The organism is Burkholderia sp. MR1-5-21, assembly GCF_053427715.1.
Genome location: NZ_JBSAXD010000034.1, coordinates 67,633 through 90,820, shown reverse-complemented (window position 1 = coordinate 90,820; position 23,188 = coordinate 67,633). Strand labels below are relative to the sequence as shown.

Annotated in this window: 18 protein-coding genes; 5 read left to right on the top strand and 13 right to left on the bottom strand. The window is 67.9% G+C overall.

Features of this window, described 5'->3' with window-relative positions:
* Positions 1-84: 84 nt before the first annotated feature.
* Complete coding sequence (glnA, locus tag ACV229_RS33420; RefSeq protein WP_448087363.1) at positions 85-1,500, bottom strand: type I glutamate--ammonia ligase; 1,416 nt, start codon at positions 1,498-1,500, stop codon at positions 85-87.
* 406 nt (positions 1,501-1,906) lie between these two features.
* On the opposite strand from glnA, the gene ACV229_RS33415 reads away from it, so the two are divergent.
* Positions 1,907-2,371: a rhodanese-like domain-containing protein gene (locus tag ACV229_RS33415; protein WP_448087362.1), complete on the top strand. Its 465-nt coding sequence runs from the start codon at positions 1,907-1,909 to the stop codon at positions 2,369-2,371.
* Positions 2,372-2,520: 149 nt separating this feature from the next.
* On the opposite strand, the gene ACV229_RS33410 is transcribed toward ACV229_RS33415, so the two are convergent.
* The 5 genes from ACV229_RS33410 to hrpA all read right to left on the bottom strand — a co-directional run bounded on the left by ACV229_RS33410 (position 2,521) and on the right by hrpA (position 10,708).
* Positions 2,521-3,336: a competence/damage-inducible protein A gene (locus ACV229_RS33410; protein WP_448087361.1), complete on the bottom strand. Its 816-nt coding sequence runs from the start codon at positions 3,334-3,336 to the stop codon at positions 2,521-2,523.
* Complete coding sequence (locus ACV229_RS33405; protein WP_448087360.1) at positions 3,333-4,160, bottom strand: EI24 domain-containing protein; 828 nt, start codon at positions 4,158-4,160, stop codon at positions 3,333-3,335. Before ACV229_RS33405 ends, ACV229_RS33410 begins: the two co-directional genes overlap by 4 nt.
* Positions 4,161-4,320: 160 nt before the next feature.
* Positions 4,321-5,295 carry a sterol desaturase family protein gene (locus ACV229_RS33400; protein ID WP_448087359.1) on the bottom strand — a complete coding sequence of 325 codons (975 nt, stop codon included), beginning with the start codon at positions 5,293-5,295 and terminating at the stop codon, positions 4,321-4,323.
* Between the two features lie 16 nt (positions 5,296-5,311).
* Positions 5,312-6,301: a YVTN family beta-propeller repeat protein gene (locus tag ACV229_RS33395; protein WP_448087358.1), complete on the bottom strand. Its 990-nt coding sequence runs from the start codon at positions 6,299-6,301 to the stop codon at positions 5,312-5,314.
* Positions 6,302-6,481: 180 nt separating this feature from the next.
* Entirely contained in the window at positions 6,482-10,708 is a 4,227-nt protein-coding gene (gene hrpA / locus ACV229_RS33390) for an ATP-dependent RNA helicase HrpA (protein WP_448087357.1), read from the bottom strand.
* 23 nt (positions 10,709-10,731) lie between these two features.
* On the opposite strand from hrpA, the gene argA reads away from it, so the two are divergent.
* Together argA and ACV229_RS33380 are read left to right on the top strand one after the other, a co-directional pair.
* Positions 10,732-12,111: an amino-acid N-acetyltransferase gene (gene argA, locus ACV229_RS33385; protein WP_448087356.1), complete on the top strand. Its 1,380-nt coding sequence runs from the start codon at positions 10,732-10,734 to the stop codon at positions 12,109-12,111.
* 51 nt (positions 12,112-12,162) lie between these two features.
* On the top strand, positions 12,163-12,438 hold the full coding sequence (locus ACV229_RS33380; protein WP_448087355.1) for an oxidative damage protection protein: 276 nt from the start codon (positions 12,163-12,165) through the stop codon (positions 12,436-12,438).
* Positions 12,439-12,572: 134 nt separating this feature from the next.
* Here ACV229_RS33380 and ACV229_RS33375 read toward each other — a convergent pair whose 3' ends face one another.
* The 3 genes from ACV229_RS33375 to ACV229_RS33365 form a co-directional block, all read right to left on the bottom strand.
* Positions 12,573-13,976 (bottom strand): MFS transporter, encoded by a 1,404-nt coding sequence (locus ACV229_RS33375; RefSeq protein ID WP_448087354.1) that lies wholly within the window; start codon positions 13,974-13,976, stop codon positions 12,573-12,575.
* Between the two features lie 116 nt (positions 13,977-14,092).
* A complete protein-coding gene (locus ACV229_RS33370; protein ID WP_448087353.1) occupies positions 14,093-15,289 on the bottom strand; it encodes a CaiB/BaiF CoA transferase family protein in 1,197 nt (398 codons plus the stop codon).
* Complete coding sequence (locus ACV229_RS33365) at positions 15,286-17,037, bottom strand: acyl-CoA dehydrogenase family protein (RefSeq protein WP_448087352.1); 1,752 nt, start codon at positions 17,035-17,037, stop codon at positions 15,286-15,288. The genes ACV229_RS33370 and ACV229_RS33365 overlap by 4 nt, the downstream gene beginning before the upstream one ends.
* A 161-nt stretch (positions 17,038-17,198) precedes the next feature.
* On the opposite strand from ACV229_RS33365, the gene ACV229_RS33360 reads away from it, so the two are divergent.
* On the top strand, positions 17,199-18,101 hold the full coding sequence (locus ACV229_RS33360) for a LysR family transcriptional regulator (protein WP_448087351.1): 903 nt from the start codon (positions 17,199-17,201) through the stop codon (positions 18,099-18,101).
* Between the two features lie 7 nt (positions 18,102-18,108).
* Here ACV229_RS33360 and ACV229_RS33355 read toward each other — a convergent pair whose 3' ends face one another.
* The 4 genes from ACV229_RS33355 to ACV229_RS33340 form a co-directional block, all read right to left on the bottom strand.
* Positions 18,109-19,527: an amino acid permease gene (locus ACV229_RS33355; RefSeq protein WP_448087350.1), complete on the bottom strand. Its 1,419-nt coding sequence runs from the start codon at positions 19,525-19,527 to the stop codon at positions 18,109-18,111.
* A 93-nt stretch (positions 19,528-19,620) separates the two neighbouring features.
* Positions 19,621-20,691, bottom strand: a complete 1,071-nt coding sequence (locus ACV229_RS33350; RefSeq protein WP_448087349.1) for a porin — start codon at positions 20,689-20,691, stop codon at positions 19,621-19,623.
* Positions 20,692-20,759: 68 nt separating this feature from the next.
* Positions 20,760-21,143: a RidA family protein gene (locus tag ACV229_RS33345; protein ID WP_448087348.1), complete on the bottom strand. Its 384-nt coding sequence runs from the start codon at positions 21,141-21,143 to the stop codon at positions 20,760-20,762.
* 33 nt (positions 21,144-21,176) lie between these two features.
* Complete coding sequence (locus ACV229_RS33340; RefSeq protein ID WP_448087347.1) at positions 21,177-22,388, bottom strand: amino acid aminotransferase; 1,212 nt, start codon at positions 22,386-22,388, stop codon at positions 21,177-21,179.
* A 246-nt stretch (positions 22,389-22,634) separates the two neighbouring features.
* On the opposite strand from ACV229_RS33340, the gene ACV229_RS33335 reads away from it, so the two are divergent.
* A complete protein-coding gene (locus ACV229_RS33335) occupies positions 22,635-23,117 on the top strand; it encodes an Lrp/AsnC family transcriptional regulator (protein ID WP_448087346.1) in 483 nt (160 codons plus the stop codon).
* The last annotated feature ends 71 nt before the right edge of the window (positions 23,118-23,188 follow it).

The window sequence follows — 23,188 nt, the reverse complement described above, 5'->3', positions numbered from 1 at the left end:
GCTGCCTGCGCCGGGAGTTGCGCGGAGCAAACCAACCGGCGTGGCGGCGCTTCGCCCGCTGAAGCGTCGAAGCGCCATCGCCGCTTACAGCGAGTAGTACATTTCGAACTCGATCGGGTGCGTCGTCATGCGGAACTTCGCGAGCTCTTGCTCCTTCAGCGCGAGGTACGCATCGATCATGCCGTCCGTGAACACGCCGCCGCGGGTCAGGAACTCGCGATCCTTGTCGAGCGCTTCGAGTGCCTGGTCGAGGCCCGCGCAGACGGTCGGGATCTTTGCATCCTCTTCCGGCGGCAGGTCGTACAGGTTCTTGTCGGCAGCTTCGCCCGGGTGGATCTTGTTCTGGATCCCGTCGAGACCGGCCATCATCAGTGCCGTGAAGCACAGGTACGGGTTCGCCATCGGGTCCGGGAAGCGCGTTTCGATGCGGCGGCCCTTCGGGTTCGACACGTGCGGAATGCGGATCGACGCCGAACGGTTGCGCGCCGAGTAGGCGAGCTTGACCGGTGCCTCGAAGTGCGGGACCAGACGCTTGTACGAGTTCGTCGTCGGGTTCGTGATCGCGTTCAGCGCACGGGCGTGCTTGATGATGCCGCCGATGTAGAACAGCGCCAGTTCCGACAGGCCGGCGTAGCCGTTACCCGCGAACAGGTTCTGGCCGTCCTTCCAGATCGACTGGTGAACGTGCATGCCCGAACCGTTGTCGCCGACGACCGGCTTCGGCATGAACGTCGCCGTCTTGCCGTACGAGTGCGCGACGTTGTGGATGATGTACTTCGACCATTGCGTCCAGTCGGCGCGCTGCACGAGCGTCGAGAACTTCGTGCCGATTTCGTTCTGGCCCTGGCCCGCCACTTCGTGGTGGTGCACTTCGACCGGGATGCCGAGCTGTTCGAGCAGCAGGCACATTTCCGAACGCATGTCCTGGAACGTGTCGACCGGCGCGACCGGGAAGTAGCCGCCCTTCGTGCCCGGACGGTGACCCGTGTTGCCGCCTTCGAATTCCTTGCCGGCCGACCACGGTGCTTCTTCCGAGTTGATCTTCACGAAGCAGCCCGACATGTCCGTGTTCCACTGGACCGAGTCGAAAATGAAGAATTCCGGTTCCGGACCGAAGTACGCCGTGTCGCCGATGCCCGTGCTCTTCAGGTACGCTTCGCCGCGCTTCGCGAGCGAACGCGGATCGCGCTCGTAGCCCTTGCCGTCGGCCGGCTCGACCACGTCGCAGGTCAGCACGAGCGTCGACTCTTCATAGAACGGGTCGACGAACGCGGCGGTCGGATCCGGCATGAGCAGCATGTCCGACGCCTCGATGCCCTTCCAGCCCGCGATCGACGAGCCGTCGAACGCATGGCCGTTCTCGAACTTGTCTTCGTCAAATGCCGAAACCGGCACCGACACGTGCTGCTCCTTGCCGCGCGTATCCGTGAAGCGGAAATCGACAAACTTGACGTCCTCGTCCTTCACGAGCTGCATGACGTCGGCGACGGTTTTACTCATAACCTCTTCTCCTGATTGAACAATTCCGGCGGACTGGGAACCGCCTCGTTTATCGAGCTGCTCGGGGTCAGGCTTTGGCGCAGCGCGCCCCGATTCGACCGAATTCTTTAAAGCAGCTTCCGTGCCAGACATGCGCAAGGTTGGCGCGGATCGCGCCGACGCTCGCCGCGACAGGGCTTCGCCGCGCAATTTCGGGGCCTCGTGCGCGACGGGCGATCCGGCGCGCGCACCTCGATGGTGCAATCCACGTTGTCAGGCGTTCGGAAGGAATCGTTTTGGTGCACTCGCGCCATTCTGCACCTTTTTGGTGAGCGCGTGTGCGGTGCGCGCGCCGCTCCGCGCACAGGCATCGGGCGGCAGGCAGCGCGCTAGAATATTTGTTTGATCGATACGGAGACCTCCTGCCATGAGTACGCTCGAACAGCTTTACGCGAAGGCCGGCGAACGCCGCGCGCAAGGCTCGCTCAACTACGCCGGCGCGCTGCTGCCGGCCGAGGCATTCGAACTGCTGCAACTCGATCCGTCGGCGCGCCTCGTGGACGTGCGCACCCGCGCCGAGCTCGACTGGGTCGGCCGCCCGCTCGTCGGCGACGGCCAGTACCTGCATCTCGAATGGACGCGCTACCCAGGCGGCGTGCCGAACGCCGAATTCGTCGACCAGCTGAAAGCGGCGATCGAACCCGGCGCACCCGTGCTGTTCCTGTGCCGCAGCGCCGCGCGCTCGAAACTCGCCGCGGTCGCCGCCGCGCAGGCCGGCTTCACGCACGCGTACGACCTGCTCGAAGGCTTCGAGGGCGCGAAGGACGCGGAAGGCCACCGCAAGACCGTCGACGGCTGGTGCTTCCGCAAACTGCCGTGGATCGGCGCATGACGGCGCCCGCGCGCCGCGCTTGGGCGTTGCGCCATCGTCGAGCCGCGCGATGACATGCCGATGACGGGCCGCCCGTTGTGAACGGCCGCGGCCCGTTTTGCTTTTTGGGAAATCCTTTTCCGGCAAGCTGGAAGCTGGAAGCGTCGCGCTCAGGCGCGCGGCGCGTCGGGCTCGACGATGTCGCCGCCGAGCAGGTGCACGCCTTCGCGCAGCTTCACGAACGCGGCCGCGACCGCCTCCGGCTCGCCCTTCACGCCGAGGTCGATATGGCGGCGCGCGTAGATCCCGCCCCGCTCCGCATCGCCGACGCTCGGCAGGCTGAACACCCGCACGCCCGGAAAATCGTGCTCGATCTTCTCCATCAGCGGTGTGAGCGTCGATTCCGGCAGCTCGAACACATACAGCGACCGCTCCGCGTGCGGCGTCGCGTGATGCAGGTGCGCGTACTTCGTGTCGAGCACCCATTCGATCATCGGCCACGCCATCACCGGGAAGCCCGGCACGAAGTGGAGATCACCGACCGAGAAGCCCGGAATCCGGTTGTAGCCGTTCGGGATGATCGTCGCGCCGCGCGGGAACACGCCCATGTTGAAGCGGTGCTGGTTCTCGGGCGAAGCGAAGTCGACCGGCTTGTCCGGATCGGTGTGCGTCTCGCGGATGCGCTCCTCGATCAGCAGCTTCGCTTCGGGATGCAGTTCGAGCGGCACGCCGAGCGCGGCAGCCGCGCACTGCCGCGTGTGGTCGTCCGGCGTCGCGCCGATCCCGCCCGTCGAGAACACGATGTCGCCCGATGCGAGCGCACGCGCGAGCGTCGCGGTGATGCGCGCGGGATCGTCGCCGACGTACTCGGCCCAGTCGAGCGCAAGGCCGCGCGCGCCGAGCAATTCGACGACCTTCGCCAGATGCTTGTCCTGCCGGCGGCCCGAAAGGATTTCGTCGCCGATGATGATGATGCCGATACTCATGCCTGCCCCATGTCGATTGTGGTGGCGCGCGGCGTCGCGCGCAGGTCCTCGAGCGCACGCAGGCAATAATGGCCGAACCACAGCGCCGAGAACACCAGAATGAACGCATAAACCCAGATCATCGCCGCCGCGACGAACGGAAACAGCACCATCATCCAGACCGACGACACCCAGATGAAGGTCGGTACCGTGCCGAGCAGCCCGGTCGCGATGCCGATGCCGACGAGCGGCCAGCGGTGCTGCCGCACGAGCGCGCGGCGCTCGTCGCGGCTTGCATGCTGCGCGAGCGCGTCGTAGGTCATCACGCGATAGGTGAGCCAGCCCCAGATCACGGGCGGCAGCAGCGCGAAGAACGGCGGGATCAGCCACAGCGGCAGCGTGACGACGAGCAGCACGATGCCGACGATCGCCGTCCACAGCGAATTGAACACGCTGCCGAAGAACGTGCCGCCCCGCTTCATCTCGAGCGCGGCGAACTGGCGGTTCGACAGGTGCTTGACGACGACCGGCATCGAGATCGATGCGATCAGCAGCAGCACCGTCAGCACGATCAGCGGAATCGCGAGCGACACGACGACGAACGGCGCGACGACTGCATGCAGTTGGGACATGCCGACCACGTCGAACGCCCTGTAGAGTGCCGCCGTCAGCGCGAAGCCGTCGAGCGCGCCGCGCGTGGCGTCGACGAGCGCCTGCCACGAGAACCACAGCAGAACGCCCCAGAACACGGCCGACACGACGAACGGCATCAGCGTGAGCCACAGCATGCGCGGGTGCAGGGCGCTCGCGAACGCGCGGACGAAGGAACGCAGCAAATCGTTCATGCAGGCCTGTTTCGACGGAGAAAAACGGGGAAAGGATAAACCACACGGCCCGCATGCGCCAAAACGCATGCGGGCCGTGGGAGAGAGGCGCCCGGCGCCGGATCGGACATCGGCAGGCCGGGACGGATGGCGGGAATGGCCGGGATGGCGGTCGCCGCGCTCAGGCGGATGCCGCGCCGCGCTTTGCGGGGAACAGACGCCGGAAGATCCGCACGAACGCAAGCCCGTGCTGCGCCCAGAAGCCGTCGCCGTACGACACGCCCTCGATCTGCTCGCGGATGCCGGTCGGCTCGACCGTGCGGTTCCACGACGCGGTGCCGAACATCATGTCCCACCACGGGAACAGCACGCCGAAATTGCAGCCATACTTGGTGCCTTCGTGGCCGTAGCCGACCGCGTGGTGGCGGCGGTGGAAGATCGGGCTGACGAGCAGGCGCTCGCCGAGCCAGCCGAACGACAGCCGCGCGTTGGTGTGCTGAATGCTCTGCGCGAAGTTGGTGAGCGCGGTCAGCACGACGAACTGCGACGGCGACACGCCGATCACGAGCGCGATCGCCGCGAAGAAGCACGACTGGATCACGTCGTCGAGCAGGTGGTTGCGGTCGTCGCACCACAGCGACATCTGCCGCTGGCTGTGGTGAACCGCGTGCAGTTCCCACCAGATGCCGATCTTGTGCTGCCAGCGGTGATACCAGTAGCCGGCGAAGTCGAGCACGACGAGATAGATCGCGAACGTGACGATCGGCTTCGACGTGATGCCCGGCCACAGGTAGTCGAGGTTGTAGTTCGCGACCCCCTTCAGGCGCAGCCACGCCTGGAAGTTGTCGAACAGCGGCTGCAGCGCGAAGAAGAAGAACAGCGTGAAGATGCCGAGCTTCGCGATCAGCGTATAGATCACGTCGACCCGCGCCTCCTTGCGGTTCTCCCACTGCTCGACCGGCCGCAGCGCCTCGAGCGGGCGCAGCAGCGCATACATCACGACGACCTGCAGCGCGCCGACGATCACCCAGTACAGCGCGTCGTAGGTGTCTTCGTCGTAGTCCATCATGTCGAACTTGAACAGCAGCGGCTGCACGATATCGACGTACAGCCAGGTCTGGATGTTCGACACGAACGCATCGATCAGGTGCAGCATCGTTCGCCCCCGCCCGTCACGCGCCGTTCGCCGCCTTCCACGGCGCGCGGTCGTAGAAGTAGATCCCGTGCGGCGAGCGGCCGACGGAAATCGTCTGCACCAGCTTGCGCGACGGCAGGTCGATGATGCCGACCTTTTTCGCGAAGCGGAACGTCACCCACAGCGTCTTCTTGTCGGCCGACAGCTCCATGTCGTCGGGGCCGGGCAACAGGCCCGTGATGTCGCCGACGTTCGTGAGCGTGTTCTCGTCGATGATGCTGATCGTGTTCGCGACCCGGTTCGTGACCGCGACGTGCGTGCCGTCGGCGAGCGAGCGGAAGTTGTGCGCGCCCTTGCCCGTCTGGATCGTCTTCACGACCTTCTGGTTGCGCCAGTCGACGACCGCGACGTAATCGGCGCCCGTCATCCCGACGAGCAGGTACTTGTCGTCCGGCGTCAGCCACAGGCCCGCCGGCACCTTGCCGACCGGCATCTTCCACTTGACCGTCTGCGTCGCGAGGTCGATCGCGGCGATCTCGCCGGACACCTGCAGCGACACGAGCACCGTCTTGCTGTCCTTCGTGAACGCAAGGTGGCTCGGCATCACCGCCAGCGGCACGCGTTTCGCGAGATGCAGGTCGCGGCCGTCGTAGCTGTAGATGTCGACGCGGTCGAGCCGCAGGCCGGCCGCCGCGAACCACTTGCGGTCCGGCGAGAAGCCGAGCTGGTACGGATCGTCGATGCCTTCGACGGTGCGCTGCAGCTTGCCCGTCTTCGGGTCGAGGAACATCAGGCTGTTCGAGACCGAATTCGCGACGATCAGCGACGAATTGTCGGGCGTCGCCATCAGGTGGTGCGGCTCCTTCCCCGTCGGCATCGTCGCGATGACTTCGCGGGTCTGCTGATCGATCAGGGACAGGGTGGCTTCCGCCGAATTGAGGATGATGACGTTATTCGCGTGGGCGGCAGGCGCCAGCACGGCTGCGGCCAGCACGAGCGTGCGGCCGAGGGAAAGGAAAGTGCGCATGAAGACTCACGTCGTGAAACAGGCGTCATTGTAGAACGGACGACCCGCCCCGCCGGTTGACGGGAATGGAAATTGCGCCACTTGGACGCAGGGTCCGAGCGCCGCGTTCCCGCCGCCCGCATCTTTATTTGCATCCGCGGCGCGCGGCGGCGGCCGCGCCCCGCGCCCCGCGCCCCGCCGCTAGCGCTGCATCGACTCCCAGACCTTGTACAGCCGCTTCACCGACACCGGCATCGGCGTGCGCAGTTCCTGCGCGAACAGCGAGATCCGCAGCTCCTCGAGCAGCCAGCGGAATTCCGCGAGCCGCGCATCGGCGACACCGCCGCGCTGCGACACCGCGCGCTGGTATTGCTGCACGAGCGGCTGCAGCTCCGCGAACTGCTTTGCGTCGCGGGCCGGATCGGCCTTCAGCTTGTCGATTCGCAGCGCGATCCCCTTCAGGTAGCGCGGAAAATGCGCAAGCTGCGCGTAAGGCGTATCGATCACGAAGCGCTTGCCGACGAGCGCGGCGAGCTGCTGCTGCAGGTCCGCATGCGCGGACGCGAACGGCTTCGCCTGCGCGAGCTTCTTTGCGAGCCCCGCATATTCAGCGAGGATCTGCCCGACGAGCCGCGCGATTTCCTGCGCGAGCAGGTTCAGACGGCTGCGGCCCTCGTCGCGGCGCGCGTGGAAGCTCGCGTCGTCGTCGGGCAGCGGATCCTGCAGGCAAGCGCGGTCGAGCGCGGTGTCGATCAGCTGGTCGCGCAGCTCGTCCTGCGTGCCAAGCGACATGTACTGCATCGCCATCTCGCGCAGGCCCGGCAGGTTCTTCTCCAGATACTTGATCGGCTCCTTCAGCTGCAGCGCGAACAGCCGCCGCAACCCCGCGCGATGGATGCGCGCGGCCTCCTCCGGCGAATCGAACACCTCGACGTCGCAATGCGTGCCGCGGTCGACGAGCGCCGGGTAGCCGTAGAGCGTCTGCCCGCGCCGGCGGATTTCCAGCAGCTCGGGCAGCTTGCCGAAGTTCCACGTCGTCAGGTTCTCGTACAGCGCCGTCGCGCCCGCGTCGGCCGGCGCAGCCGCGGGCGGCGGCACGCCCTTCCCGCTCTTGCCGGCACCCTTTCCGGCACCGGCGGCAGCCGACGACGCAGCAGACGGGGCCGCATCGGCATCGCCGCCGGCCGTGATCGTCGCCGCCGCGGCGATCTTCTGGAACTGCTGCTGCGCCTGCGCGCCGAGTTCGCTGCGCAGCTGCGCGAGATTGCGCCCCATCGCGAGCTGGCGGCCGTGCTCGTCGATCACCTTGAAGTTCATGAACAGGTGCGCGGGCAGCGTCTCGAGCTTGAAGTCGCTCGTCTTCATCGCGATCTGCGTCTCGTTGCGCACGTCGGCGATCAGCGCCTCGACGAGCCCGCCGGCACCAAACCGCTCGCGCCCCGTGCGCTCGACGAAGCCCGCCGCGTATTCGGGCAGCGGCACGCAGTGCCGGCGCAGCTTCTGCGGCAACGATTTCAGCAGCAGCTGGACCTTTTCCTTCAGCATCCCCGGCACGAGCCACTCGCAGCGGCGCGCATCGACCTGGTTCAGCGCGTAGAGCGGCACCGCGAGCGTCACGCCGTCGCGCGGCGCGCCCGGCTCGAAGTGGTACGTGAGCGCCATCTCGACGCCCGCCATCGTCGCGCGCTTCGGGAACAGCTCGGTCGTCACGCCCGCCGCCTCGTGGCGCATCAGGTCGTCGCGCGACAGGTACAGGAGGCGCGGCTTGTCTTCCGGCTGGCCCGACTGCTTCACCTCGTCGCGATACCAGCGCTCGAACGCGGCGCCCGTGTGGATCCCTTCCGGAATCGCCTGGTCGTAGAACGCGTGGATCAGCTCGTCGTCGACCAGCACGTCCTGCCGGCGCGACTTGTGCTCGAGCTGCTCGATATCGGCGAGCAGCTTGCGGTTGTGCGCGAAGAACGCGAGCTTCGTGTCGAACTCGCCGTCGACGAGCGCGCCACGGATGAACAGCTCGCGTGCGCGCGCCGGATCCTGCTTGCCGAACGCGACACGCCGCCGGTGGTAGACGGGCAGTCCGTACAGCGCGGCGCGCTCGAACGCGCTCACCTGCGCCGGACGCTTTTCCCAGTGCGGCTCGGACAGCGATTTCTTCAGCAGGTGCGCACCGACCTTCTCGATCCATTCAGGCTCGATCTTCGCGAGGCAGCGCGCGTACAGCCGGCTCGTCTCGACGAGTTCGGCCGCCATCACCCAGCGCCCCGCCTTCTTCGCGAGCGCCGAGCCCGGCCACAGGAAGAACTTGATCCCGCGCGCGCCGAGGTAGTGCGGCTCGTCCTCGGCCTTCAGGCCGAGGTTGCCGAGCAGGCCCGTCAACAGGGCCAGATGGACCTGCTCGTAGGTCGCGTCGGCCTCGTTCAGGCGCCAGCCATGCTCGCGCACGACGGTCAGCAGCTGCGAATGCACGTCGCGCCATTCGCGCAGGCGCAAGTGCGACAGGAAATTCTGCCGGCATGCGTCGATCAGCTGGCGGTTCGACTTCTTGTGCGCAACCGCTTCCTCGAACCACGCCCAGATCTTCAGCCACTGCAGGAACTCGGAACGCTCGTCGGCGAACCGGCGGTGCGCCTGGTCGGCCTGCTCCTGCGCGTCGATCGGCCGGTCGCGCGGGTCCTGCACGGACAGCGCGCTCGCGATGATCAGCACTTCGCGCAACGCCTGCTGGTCGCGCGCGCCGAGGATCATCCGGCCGACCCGCGGATCGAGCGGCAAGCGCGCGAGCTCGCGGCCGAGCGGCGTCAGCGCGTTGTCGTCGTCGACCGCGCCGAGTTCGTTCAGCAGCTGGTAGCCGTCCGCGACCGCGCGGCCCGGCGGCGGCTCGAGGAACGGGAATGCCTCGATCGCCGTCAGGTGCAGCGACTTCATCCGCAGGATCACCGACGCGAGCGACGAGCGCAGGATTTCCGGATCGGTGAAGCGCGCGCGCGCCTGGTAATCCGTTTCTTCATACAGACGGATGCAGATGCCGTCCGCAACCCGGCCGCAGCGGCCCGCACGCTGGTTCGCGGCGGCCTGCGAGATCGACTCGACCTGCAGCTGCTCGACCTTGTTCCGGTACGAATAGCGCTTCACGCGCGCTAGGCCCGTATCGACGACGTAGCGGATGCCCGGCACCGTCAGCGACGTCTCGGCGACGTTCGTCGCGAGCACGATGCGCCGCGCGTTCGACGGCTTGAACACCTTGTCCTGCTCGGCCGCGGACAGCCGCGCGAACAGCGGCAGGATCTCGGTGTGCGGCGGGTGGTGCTTGCGCAGCGCCTCGGCCGCGTCGCGGATCTCGCGTTCGCCGGGCAGGAACACGAGCACGTCGCCCGAGCCTTCGCGGCACAGCTCGTCGACCGCATCGACGATGGCGTCCATCAGGTCGCGCTCGGCTTCGCGCGCGGTCTTCACGCGGTCCCGGCTCGCGGTGCCCTCGGCATTCTTCACGGCCGGGCGGTCCTCGGCCACCGGGCGGTAGCGCACCTCGACCGGATACAGGCGCCCGCTCACCTCGATCACCGGCGCCGGCCGTTCTTCGCTGCCGAAATGGCGCGCGAAGCGGTCGGCGTCGATCGTCGCGGACGTCACGATCAGCTTCAGGTCCGGGCGCTTCGGCAGGATCTGCTTCAGGTAGCCGAGCAGGAAGTCGATGTTCAGGCTGCGCTCGTGCGCCTCGTCGATGATCAGCGTGTCGTACGCTTTGAGCAGCGGATCGGTCTGCGTCTCGGCCAGCAGGATCCCGTCCGTCATCAGCTTGACGGACGCGCCCGGCGCGAGATTGTCGGTGAACCGCACCTTGTAGCCGACCACTTCGCCGAACGGCGTGCCGAGTTCCTCGGCGATGCGGCGGCCGGTCGACGATGCGGCGAGCCGGCGCGGCTGCGTATGGCCGATCAGGCCCGTGCCGCCCGCGCCGAGGCCGCGGCCGAGCGCGAGGCAGATCTTCGGCAACTGCGTGGTCTTGCCGGAGCCCGTCTCGCCACAGACGATGACAACCTGATGACCGGCGATCGCGCGCGCGATGTCGTCGCGCTTGCCCGACACCGGCAGGCTTTCCGGGAACGTGATCGGCGGGACGGGGTTCGGTGCGGCCGGCTTAGGTGTGACGGTTGCACGCGGCGCGCGCTCGCGGCGCGGCGCGGCGGACTCGCGCGGTGCGTCACGCCGTTCTCGTTGCGGCTCGCGCTGCGGCTGGGCCTGCGACTCGCTGCGTCGCTCGCGTGGCGGCTGGCCCTGCGACTCGCTACGTCGGTCGCGTGGCGGCTGGCCCTGCGGTGCGCGTGGCGTCTGGCCCTCAGGCTGGCGCGCGTCGGCCGCACCATCCGGGTGCCGGCCCGACGGCGCGTTGGCCCGCGTCGGCGCGGGACTTTTAGGTACATTCGACATGGGGGCGCATTATAATCCCGGCCATGAATTCCCAAACCGACCTCCCCCCCGCCCAGTCCGGCGCCGCGAACCCCGCGGCCCCCGACGATTCGGACGCCAGCCACGCCCAGTTCGTGGACTGGATGCGATCCGTCGCGCCCTATATTCACAAGTTTCGCAACAACACGTTCGTCGTCGGGTTCGGCGGCGAGGTCGTCCAGCAAGGGCTGCTCAACGCGCTGGTGTCCGACATCGCGCTGCTGCAGGCGATGGGCATCCAGATCGTGCTCGTGCACGGTTCGCGGCCGCAGGTCGAGGAGCAGCTGAACCTGCACGGCGTCGAATCCGAGTTTTCGCACGGGCTGCGCATCACCGATGCGCGCGCGCTCGAATCCGCGAAGGAAGCGGCCGGCGAAGTGCGCCTCGACATCGAGGCCGCGATCAGCCAGGGCCTGCCGAACTCGCCGATGGCGCACGCGCACATCAGCGTCGTGTCCGGCAACTTCGTGACGGCACGGCCGGTCGGGATCCTCGACGGGGTCGATTTCGCGCACACGGGCATCGTGCGCAAGATCGACGCCGAATCGATCCGCCATTCGCTCGCCAGCCGCAAGCTCGTGCTGCTGTCGCCGCTCGGCTTCTCGCCGACGGGCGAGGCATTCAACCTGTCGATGGAAGACGTCGCGTCGGCTGCGGCGATCGCGCTGCGCGCGGACAAGATCGTGTTCCTGACCGACGGGCCCGGCATCGTCGACGACGAAGGCGAGCTGATCCGCGAAATGTCGCTCGACGCGGCGGCCGATCTGCTCGACTCCGGCAATGTCCAGGGCGACGACGCGTTCTTCCTGAAGCACTCGATCCGCGCGTGCCGCGGCGGCGTGACCCGCGCGCACCTGATTCCGCAGTCGCTCGACGGCAGCATGCTGCTCGAACTGTTCCTGCACGACGGCGTCGGCACGATGATCTCGTACGAGAACCTCGAGAGCCTGCGCGAGGCGACGCCGGACGACGTCGGCGGCATCCTGTCGCTGATCGAGCCGCTCGAGACGGACGGCACGCTGGTACGCCGCGGCCGCCACCAGATCGAACGCGACATCGACCACTTCTCGGTGATCGAACACGACGGCGTGCTGTTCGGCTGCGCGGCGCTGTATCCGTACCAGCAGGAGAAGATCGGCGAGATGGCGTGCCTGACCGTCGCGCCCGAGGCGCAAGGCTCCGGCGACGGCGAGCGGCTGCTCAAGCGCGTCGAGCAGCGTGCGCGGGCGCGCGGCCTCACGCACATCTTCGTGCTCACGACGCGCACCGAGCACTGGTTCCTGAAGCGCGGCTTCGTCAAGGCGACCGTCGACGACCTGCCGGAAGACCGCCGCAAACTCTATAACTGGCAGCGCAAGTCGCTCGTGCTGATGAAGCAGCTCTGAGCGGCGCAAGACGCCCGCCCTCCCCCAGTCCGATTACAGGAGAAGTACACGATGGCCCGTATGATTCAATGCGCGAAGCTCGGCAAGGAAGCCGAAGGTCTCGATTTCCCGCCGCTGCCGGGCGAGCTCGGCAAGCGCATCTATGAAAGCGTCTCGAAGGAAGCATGGCAGGGCTGGCTCAAGCAGCAGACGATGCTGATCAACGAGAACCGCCTGAACATGGCTGACCCGCGCGCGCGCCAGTACCTGATGAAGCAGACCGAGAAATACTTCTTCGGCGAAGGCGCCGACCAGGCGTCCGGCTACGTGCCGCCGTCGGAAGGCTGACACGATACGCGCAGCGCAGCCGGCCGCAGGCCGGTCTTGCGATGAAGCAGAAACGGCATCGTGCGCGCACGATGCCGTTTTCGCTTGTGCGGCCGACAGCGTGCCGGTTCGTGGCGAAGGACGGCGCGCGCAGCTCACGCCGCCGGCTTCAGCGCGCCGTCGTCGCCTGCCCGCTCCGGTTCGGCCCTCGCATCGTCGGCACGCCATTGCGCCGCGTCGCTGCGCTCGGCCGTCGACAGCTCGTCCGCGCGATGGCCCGTGCGGTTCAGCAGCGCCAGCATGCACACGAGCGACACGAACGCGTAGAGCCCCGACGCGATCGCGACGCCGACGATGCTGCCCGTCGCGTTGAGGATCGCCTGCGCGAGCACCGGCGTGCCGCCGCCGACGACGAGCGCGCTCAACTGGTACGCGAGCGACAGCCCCGTATAGCGGATGTTCGCCGGAAACACGCGCGCGAGCACGCCGCCCACCGCGCCGTAGAACATCGCCGACGGGATCGTCGAGATGCACATGCCCGCGACGGCCACCCAGTACGAGCGCGTCGCGAGCGCATGGAACATCACCGGCATCAGCACGATCTCGGGAATCAGGATCCAGCACATCGCGCGCCGCATGTCGATCTTCGACACGAACCACGCGCCGACCGGCTGCATCAGGAACTGCACGACGAGCGAGATCGACAGGATGCCGAGGAACGTGCCCTGCGCATAGCCGAGCTCCTTGGTCGCCCACGACAGCGCGAACGTGCTGCGGAAATACGTGACGTTGATCACGGGCAGCGTGCCGGCCGCGAGCAGCACGACGAGCCAGTGATCGCGCACGACGTCGCGCAGCGGCAGCTTCACCGTGCGCTTGCGCGCGAGCACGCGCTGCATGTCGGCCGACTCCTCGAGCTTCAGCCGGATCACCATGCCGACGATCACGAGTACGGCCGACAGCAGGAACGGCAGGCGCCAGCCCCACATCAGGAAATCCGGTGTCGGCAGTGCGCTCAGCGCGAAGAACGCGGCCGTCGCGAGCAGGTTGCCGGTGGGCGAGCCCTGCTGCGCGAACGCCGCGTACAGGATGCGCTTGTGCTTCGGCGCGTTCTCGCTCGCGATCAGCACCGCGCCGCCCCACTCGCCGCCGACCGCGATGCCCTGCAGCACGCGCAGCACGACGAGCCCGGCCGGCGCCCACACGCCGATCTGCGCGTAGGTCGGCAACAGGCCGATGCCGGTCGTCGCGAGCCCCATCATCACCAGCGTGATCACGAGCGCGGTCTTGCGGCCGACGCGGTCGCCGAGATGCCCGAACACGATCCCGCCGAGCGGCCGCGCGGCGAAGCCGGCCCAGAACGTGACGAATGCGAGCAAGGTCGCGACGCCGGGATCCATGCTGCTCGAAAAGAACACCTTGCCGAACACGAGTGCAGCGGCGGTGCCGTAGATGTAGAAGTCATACCACTCGATCGTGGTGCCGACGAACGCCGCGAGGGCGGCGCGGCCGGGCCGCGGTGGAGGTTGCACGGCTGACGGGGATTGCGGACGGTTCATCGATGTCTCCATGTTCATGATCGGTGGCGCGACTGTCGCGCGCCTTGCCCGGGGTGGCCGGCATTGCGCCGCCGGCCGGCGGTGTTGCATCGGCGGGGGCGTCTAGCCGGGGGCGCCTAGCCAGGCGCGGTCTTCAACACACCGGCGTCGAGCAGTTGCTGCTGAAGCGCGGGATCGACGCCGAGGCGATCGAGCACCGCGTGCGTGTCGCGGCCGAGCGCGGGCGGGGGCGTTCGGTAGGTGGCCGGCGTGCGCGACAGCTTCACGGGCGACGCGGTGCCGCGATACGCGCCGATCTCGACCAACAGGTTCCGGTGCAGCGCATGCGGGTCGCGCGTGACGTCGGCGACGGTCCGCACCGGCCCGCATGGCACGCCGGCCGCCATCAGGTCGCACGCGAGCGGCTCGCATGCATGCTGCGCCAGCAACGCCTCCAGCGCGGCCTTCAGCTCGGGCCGGTGCGCGCAGCGGCTGCGGTTGTCGACGAAACGCGGCTCGCTCGCGAGGCCCGGCGCGCCGAGATGCGCGGCGAGCCGCGCGAACTGCCGGTCGTTGCCGATCGCGAGGAAGATCGGCACGGTCGCCGTCCGGTAGCTGTCGTACGGCGCGATGTTCGGATGTGCATTGCCGCTGCGTTCGGGCACGCGCCCGGAGCCGAAGAAATTCGGCAGATGCGGATGCAGCAGCGACACGCCGCAGTCGTACAGTGCGATGTCGATCGACTGCCCCTCTCCGCTCCTGTCGCGCTCTGCCAGCGCGAGCAGGATGCCTGCGAGCGCGTTGAGCCCCGTCACCATGTCGACGATCGGCAGGCCGATGCGGGTCGCATCGCCGTCGCGCTCGCCGTTGACGCTCATCAGCCCCGCCATCGCCTGGATCACCGCGTCGTAGCCGGGCAGCCCGCCGAGCGGGCCGTCCGCGCCGAAGCCCGTCACCGCGCAGTGGATCAGGCGCGGAAAGCGCGGGCGCAGGTCGCGCGCATAGTCCATGCCCCAGCGCGCGAGCGTGCCCGGCTTGAAGTTCTCGACCAGCACGTCGGCGTCCTCGAGCAGGCGCCACAGGATCGCGCGGCCTTCGTCGCGCGACAGGTCGAGCGCGATCCCCTCCTTGTTGCGGTTGACGCCCATGAAGTACCACGCGGTGTCGTCCAGGAACGGCGGCCCCCAGCCGCGCGTTTCGTCGCCATCCGGCGGCTCGACCTTGAGCACCTGCGCGCCGTGGTCGGCCAGCGCCTGCGTGCAGTACGGGCCGCCGAGCACGCGGCTCAGGTCGACGACCTTCAGGCCGTCCAGTGCGCCACGCGGTGCGCTCATCGGTCGACCTCCGGCAGCAGGTCGAGCGCGGCGTCGAGCGACACCGGCGCATCGCGCAGCAGCGCACCGAACGTCGCCGCGTCGTCGCCGCCCGCGGACGGCGCCAGCGGATCGACCGGCAGCAGCTTGTAGCGCACCAGCAGGTGCGCGAGCGCGAGACGGCGGTAATCGGGCGCGAGCCGCGCGCCCTCGCATGCGATCAGGATCGCCGCGCTCGCGTAGTACAGCGCGGACGCCGCCTGGCGCACGCTCGCGTCGTCGCCGTCCGCCGCGACCTGTGCGAGCGCGTCGCACGCACGCGCGAGGATGCGCCGCAGCGCGGTACGGCTCGCATCGGGCAGCGGCGCTTCGCCCAGCCGGTCCGCGAGGAACGTGCGCAGCGCGTCGAGCGCCTGCTCGCGCTGCGCGGCGCGCGCGACGTCGAGCGCGACGATGTTGCTTGTACCCTCCCAGATCGACCCGAGATGCGCATCGCGCACGAGCCGCGCATCGCTCCATTCCTCGATATAGCCCGTGCCGCCGCGCACCTCCATCGCGTCGCCCGTCACGCGGCGCGCATCGCGGCACGCGCGGAACTTGACGAGCGGCGTCAGGATCCGCACGCAGCGCGCCGCCTGCGTATCGCCCGCATCGGCCTGCGGCAGCAGCAGCGCGATCTGCATGAACATCGCGCGCGCGGCCTCGGCGGGCAGCAGCATCTTCATCAGCTGGCGCTGCATCAGCGGCATCTCGATCAGCTTGCGGCCGAACGCGTCGCGATTGGCGGCGACGTGGCGCGCCTCGTTCACCGCGCGCCGCATCAGCCCGGCCGCACGCACGCCGTTCGACAGCCGCGACATGTTGATCATGTCCGCCATCTGGTGGAAGCCGCGGCCGATCTCGCCGATCAGGTACGCGTGCGCGCCTTCGAGCGTGATCTCGCCGCTCGCCATCGAGCGGCTGCCGAGCTTGTCCTTCAGCCTCACGATCCGGTAGCGGTTGCGCGTGCCGTCCGGCAGCGTCTTCGGCAGCAGGAACAGCGCGAGCCCCTTGATGCCGACCGGCGCGCCATCGGGCCGCGCGAGCACCATCGCGAGATCGGCGTCGGCGTTCGAGCAGAACCACTTGTCGCCGTACAGGCGCCACACCACGTTGCCCTGCGCGTCGGTCTCGCGCGCCGCGCGCGTCGCGATCCGGCCGACGTCGGAGCCGGCCGCCTGCTCGGTCATGAACATCGCGCCCTGGTACAGCGTGTCGAAATCGCGTGACGCGAGCATCGGCAGGTAGCGTGCGACGAGTTCCGGATCGCCGAAGCGGCGCAGCGTGCGGGTCAGCGAATCGGTCATGCTGACCGGGCAGCACAGCCCGAATTCCGCCTGCACGAACAGGAACGTCAGCGCGTACTTGACGAGCGGCGGCACGGGCGCCGGCTGGTGGCTCAGCGACGCGAGCCCGAGTTCCGCATACGCGACGCGTTCGAGCGCGACGTAGTCCGGATGCTTGTCGATGCGCTGCACGGGTTCGCCGCGCCGGTTGCGATGCTCGAGCTCGGGCGGATGCTTGTCCGCGCGCGACGCCCATTCGTCGAGCTCGCCCGACACGCGCGCGCCGAGCGCGTGCAGTTGCGGCTCGAGCTCGGCATAACGCGCGTCGCCGAGATGGAGCCTCAGCAGCTTGCCCAGGTCGGGATCGGCGATGAAGAAATTGACGCCCCGGCTGTCGGGGATGTTGGATGCGCCGGCGGCCGGCGTGCGATCGGTGTCGTTCATGCGTGTCTCCGTGGTCGGCCGGAGTCAGCGCTTCAGCGCTTGCTCCGGCTCCGTGCAAAGCGGTCCACCCAGCGTAGGCGCACGATCGATAAGCGTCCAATACAGGATTTATTCGGTACGATAGACAATGCTTATCGATGCCGATGGCAGGAGGAGACACGATGGAACTGAAGCAGCTTCGCTACTTCGTCGCGGTGGCCGAAGAGCTGCATTTCGGACGCGCGGCCAAGCGCCTGTTCATCTCGCAGCCGGCGCTGAGCTTCGACATCCGCAAGTTCGAGGAGGCGCTCGGCGTGCAACTGTTCGCGCGCACCAGCAAGTCGGTCGCGCTGACCAACGCCGGCGAAGTGCTGCTCGGCGAAGCGCGCCGGCTGCTGCTTCAGGCGGCCGAGGCCGAACGCCTGACGGTCCGCTCGGCGTCCGGCCTCGCGGGCCGGCTGCGGATCGGCTTCGTCCATTCGATGCTGTACCGCGGGTTGCCCGATGCGGTGCGGCGCTTCGAGGCCGACTATCCGGGCGTCGAGATCGTGCTGTCGGAAATGAACACGCAGGCGCAGATGCAGGCAGTCCAGCGCGGCCAGATCGACCTCGGTTACGCGCACTGGGGGCACTTCCCGCCCGAAGTCGATTCAACGCCGATCTACGCGGAGCCGTTCGTCTGCTGCATGCCCGTCGCGCACCGGCTCGCGCGGCGCCGGCAGGTCGCGCTCGCCATGCTCGCCGACGAACCGTTCATCCTGTTTCCGCGCGACGCGGCGCCGCACTATCACGACCTGATCATCGCGCAATGCGTGAACGCGGGCTTCAGCCCGCTGATCCGCCACGAGGCGCGGCTGTGGCAAACCATCCTGTCGATGATCGAGTTCGGGATGGGCGTCGCGCTCGTGCCGCGCGTGCTGCAGCAGGTGAAGAGCGAACGGCTCGCATTCCGGCCGTTGAAGGATGCGTCGCTCGAATCGCGCACGTTCGAGCTGAAGCGCAGCGGGACCGCGGAACCGGTCGCGCTGCGCTTTGCCGACTTCCTGCGCGCGTCGATCGACGCGCTGCCCGCGCTCGCGGGCTGACCGCCCGCTACTCCGTGCCGGGCTGCAGCACCGGCTGCGCGCGCCGATACCAGACGCCGTACACGACGGACAGCACGGCGAGGAACGGAATGCCGAAGATCAGCGTCATGTGGAATTCCGGCGTGAAATACGTCGTCACCATCACCGCAAGCATCAGCCCCGCGCCGAGCAGCGTCAGCAGCGGAAAGCCGCGCATCCGGAATGCGGGCGGCGGCAGGCCGTTCGCGGTCCGGCGGCGCCGGAAGAAGTAATGCGTGACGAAGATCATCATCCACGTGAACAGCGCGCCGAACATCGACACCGCCATCATGATCGTGAACGACGCATCCGGATACAGCACGCTCAGGACAGTCGCGAGCGCGATGCCGAGCGTCGACAGCATCAGCGCGCCGAGCGGCACGCCGCGCGCGTTCACTGCGCCGAGCGCCTTCGGCGCGTGGCCCGCGCGCGACAGGCTGAACATCATCCGTGTCGTGATGTAGAGCTGGCTGTTCATCGCGGACAGCGCGGCGATCAGCACGACGAAGTTGATCAGCCCGGCGGCGCCCGGCAGATGGATCGCGTCCATCACCTTGACGAACGGGCTCTCGTCGCGCCCGGCCGCCGTCCACGGCACGATCGCGAGCATCAGCGCGAGCGTGACCAGATAGAACAGCACGAGCCGCACGATCGTCGAGCGGAACGCTTGCGTGACCGCGCGTTCGGGGTCCTGCGCTTCGCCGGCGGCCACCGCGATCATCTCGATGCTCAGGTAGCTGAAGATCGACACGATGACGGCCACCCACATCCCCCAAAGGCCCTTCGGGAAGAAGCCGCCGTGATCGACGTAATGATGAAAGCCCGCGCGCGCCGCGCCGCCGCCGACCAGTTCCGGATTGCCGAACACGACGTACACGCCGAGCAGGATGAAGCCGACGATCGCCGCGATCTTCACCACCGAGAACGTGTATTCGACGGAGCCGAACACGTCGACGCTGCGCGCGTTGACGAACACGAGCAGCGCCGAGAAGCCGACGATCCACAGCCAGCCCGGCACGCCCGGGAACCAGTACTTCATGTACAGCGCGATCGCGGTCACTTCGGTGCCGACCGCGAGCACGATGCACGCCCAGTACGCGTAGCGCACGAGAAAGCCCGCCCACGGGCTCACGTAATGCTCGGCATACGCGCCGAACGAACCGGACGTCGGGTGCGCAACCGTCATCTCGGCGAGGCAGCCCATCAGCAGCAGCGAGATGAACGCGCCGATCGCATAGCTGACGAGCACGCTCGGACCGGCGAAGCCGATCGCGAAGCCGCTGCCGAGAAAGAGCCCGGTGCCGATCGCGCCGCCGATCGCGATCATCGCCATCTGGCGCGCGGAAAGCGTGCGGCGCAGGCCCTGCTCGCGCGCCGCGATGTGCTGGAATTGCCCTTCTGAATTCATCGAATGACCTCGTTCGAAATCGATTGTCGTCGCGAAACCGTCGCGGCGCGCGACGCCTGACGGACCGGCCGCCATGCGCCACGCACCGCGCGTTCAGAACATGTGGCGCAGGCCGAGTGCGACGCCCGTCTGGTTGCCGCGGCCCGGCATCTCGGTGAACGCGCCGCCCGACACCTTGTTGTAGTCGACCGTCGCATAGACCTGCGTCGCCTTCGACAGCGCATACTCGGCTTCCAGCACGCCCGTGTAGCGCTTGCCACCGTTGCCGGCGACGCCGTTCACGTCCCTGATGTCGTCGTAGTAGACCACGCCCGTCACCGATACGGCAGGCGTGAACTGATAATTCGCGCCCGTGTAGAAGATCCGGTCGCGGCGCGGGTTGTCGGCGAACGAGCCGTAGGCCACCTGCCGGTTCGGCGCGTTCAGCAGCGCCTCGTCGAGCACGCCCGTACGGTCGATGCCGCCGAGATAGCCCGCGTACAGCGTCGCCGCGCCGAACGCGTAGCGCGCGCCCGCGCCCCACGCCTGCTGCGCGCGGCTGTTCGCGTCCCGCACCTGCTGATAGGTCGCGCCGACCATCAGCCCGCCCAGCGTGTACGACACGTGCGTACCCCAGTATGCGTTCGCGCTCATGCTGCCCGCGACGCCGCCGAAGCCGTAGCTCGCGCCGACGTTCAGCCCGCCGAACGTGCCGTCGTAGCTGACGGCGTTGCTCGCGCGGCCCTGCGTGAGGAAGTACGGCCACATGTTCGCCGTGTAGTTGCCGACCGTCAGCGGATCGAGATCGCCGAACAGGTTGAATGCCTCGGTCGCCTGCCGGCCGAGCTTGACCGTTCCCCAGTCGCTCGACAGGCCCACGTACGCATAGCGGCCGAACAGCGCACCGTCGAGCTGCCCGTTCTGCGGCTCGAAGCCGCTTTCGAGCTGGAAAATCGCCTTCAGCCCGCCGCCGAGCGCCTCGCTGCCCTTCAGGCCCCAGCGGCTGTTCGTGATCGCGCCGTTGGTCATCTGCACGCTCGCGTCGTTCGACGCGTCCGCGTGTGTCGTGTAGCGGACGCTCTGGTCGACGATCCCGTACAGCGTGACGCTGCTTTGCGCCATCGCGCCGCCTGATGCGAACAGGCCCGCCATCATATGCAGTGCGAATTGATGCTGCTTCTTCATGTACTCCTCCAAACCTCTTGTTGTGGTGGTGATCTCGTGGTGATGTCGGCGCGATCGGCGCGCGACGGTCAGGCGCGTTGCGGCAGCGCGACGTAGGCGACGAGCTCGACGCGCATCGCCGGATGCGCGAAGCCCTGCACGCCGACGCACGTACGGTTCGGGTACGGCTCGCGGAAATGACGCCGGTATTCGGCATCGAATTCGGGCATGTCCTTCACGTCGGACAGGTAGACGAGCACCTGCGCGATGTCGTCCATCGTCGCGCCGGCGGCCGCCACCGCCTTCGCGAGGTTCGACAACGTGAGGCGCGCCTGATCGCTCATCGTGTCGCCGGCAATCGCGCCGGCCGCGTCGACCGGGCCGTGGCCCGTAAACATCAGGCCGCCCGCGCGGGTCGCCCATGAAAACGGCTGGCCGAGCTTCGGCAGGTCGACCGGAATCAGTTCTGGCATCGTGTGCTCCGTTTCTGGTGTCGAGCGATCCGGTCAGGCCGCATCGCGCATGGCGCCGAGCACGTCGGCGATCGCGTTCGCGACGTGGTCGACGTTCGCGTCGTTCAGGCCCGCGATGCACATGCGGCCCGAGCGCAGCAGATACACGCCGTGCACTTCACGCAGCCGGTCGACGTCGGCCGCGCCGATGCCCGTGTAGCTGAACATCCCGCGCTGCGTGACGAGCGCGTCGAACGCGCGGCCAGGCAGCCGCGCATCGAGCCGCGCCTTCAGCGCGCCGCGCATCCGCTTGATGCGCGCGCGCACGCCGGCGACCTCGTCTTCCCAGCGCGCGCGCAGCGCGTCGTCGTTCAGCACCGTCGCGACCAGCTGCGCGCCGAACAGCGGCGGGCTCGAATAGGTGCGGCGCACGCCGGCCTGCATCTGGCTCAGTACGGTCGCCGCCTCGCCCGCGCTCGCGCAGACGACCGACAGGCCGCCGACGCGCTCGCCATACAGCGAGAAGTTCTTCGAGAACGAGTTGCCGACGATCACCGGCAGCCCGGCGTCGGTCAGCGCGCGCACGGCCCATGCGTCGTCGGCGAGACCGTCGCCGAAGCCCTGGTAGGCCATGTCGAGGAACGGAATCAGCCGGCGCCGCGCGAGCACGTCGATCACCGCGCGCCACGCGTCGCGGCTCAGGTCGAGGCCCGTCGGGTTGTGACAGCACGGCTGCAGCAGCACGACGCTGCGCGCGGGCAGCGCGTCGAGCGTCGCGAGCATCGCGTCGAAGCAAAGGCCGTTGGTCTGCGCGTCATAGTACGGATACGTGTGCACGTCGAGACCCGCCGCCGCGAAGATCACGCGGTGGTTGTCCCAGGTCGGATCGCTGATCCAGATCGCGCTGTCCGGGAAATAACGCTTGATGAACTCCGCGCCGAGCCGGATCGCGCCGGACCCGCCGAGCGTCTGCAGCGTCGCGATGCGCCCTTGCGCCAGCGCCGCGCAGTCGGCGCCGAACACGAGGCGCTGCACGCCCTGCCGGTAAGCGGCGAGCCCTTCCATCGGCAGGTAGGTGTGCGGCGCGCCGGCGGCGCGCAAGCGCTCGGCCGCGATCCGCGTGCTGTCGAGCACGGGGATCTTGCCCGCATCGTCGTAATAGAGGCCGATGCTGAGATTGACCTTGTGCGGATGCGCGTCCTGCTGGAATGCCTGGAACAGCGACAGGATCGGATCGCCCGGATAGGCGGGAATGTGATCGAACATGACGGAATGACGATTGGGGTTGGAAGGCGTCGCGCGTTTTGCCGCGGGTGTCGCAGCATTCGGCGTGACCGGCCGGCGACACTCGCTCATCCGGCGGCGCGGTCGACGCGCGGTCGGCACGCAGCTGACGTATTGGCGGCATGTTATCGAGGACGAAATAGAATGAGCTTCACATTTCGGTGACGATTCGCGCCGTTTGCAGTAGAGTCTGCGGGACCCATCTGAAAATTCCACGGAATCTGCGATATGCACCTCGACCGAACCGACATGCGGATCCTGCGGCAGCTCGAGCGGGACGGACGGATCAGCAACCAGGACCTCGCGAACGCCGTCGCGCTGTCGCCGTCCGCGTGCCTGCGGCGCGTGAAACTGCTCGAGGAGCGCGGCGCGATTTCGGGCTACCGCTGCGCGATCGAGCCGAAGGCGGTCGGGGTCGCGTTCGAGGCGCTCGTGCACGTGTCGATGCGGCCGGACGAGCCCGAGTGGCACGACCGCTTCGTCGACGCGATCCGGCAGTGGCCGGAGGTGGTGTCCGCGCAGATCGTCACGGGGGGATCGAACTACGTGCTGATGGTGCGGGCACGCGACCTCGACCACTATTCCGATTTCGTGATCAACAAGCTGCACCGCGCGACGGGCGTGATGTCGATCAATTCGAGCATCGTGCTCGCGACGCTCAAGCGCGACGGGTCGATCCTCGACCTGATCGAGCCGTCCGCGGGCAGCTGACGGACTTGTGCGAAGGTCAGTAAAAAAATTTGCAGAAAGTGCTTTACGAACCCGAAAAGCTCTGACATAAT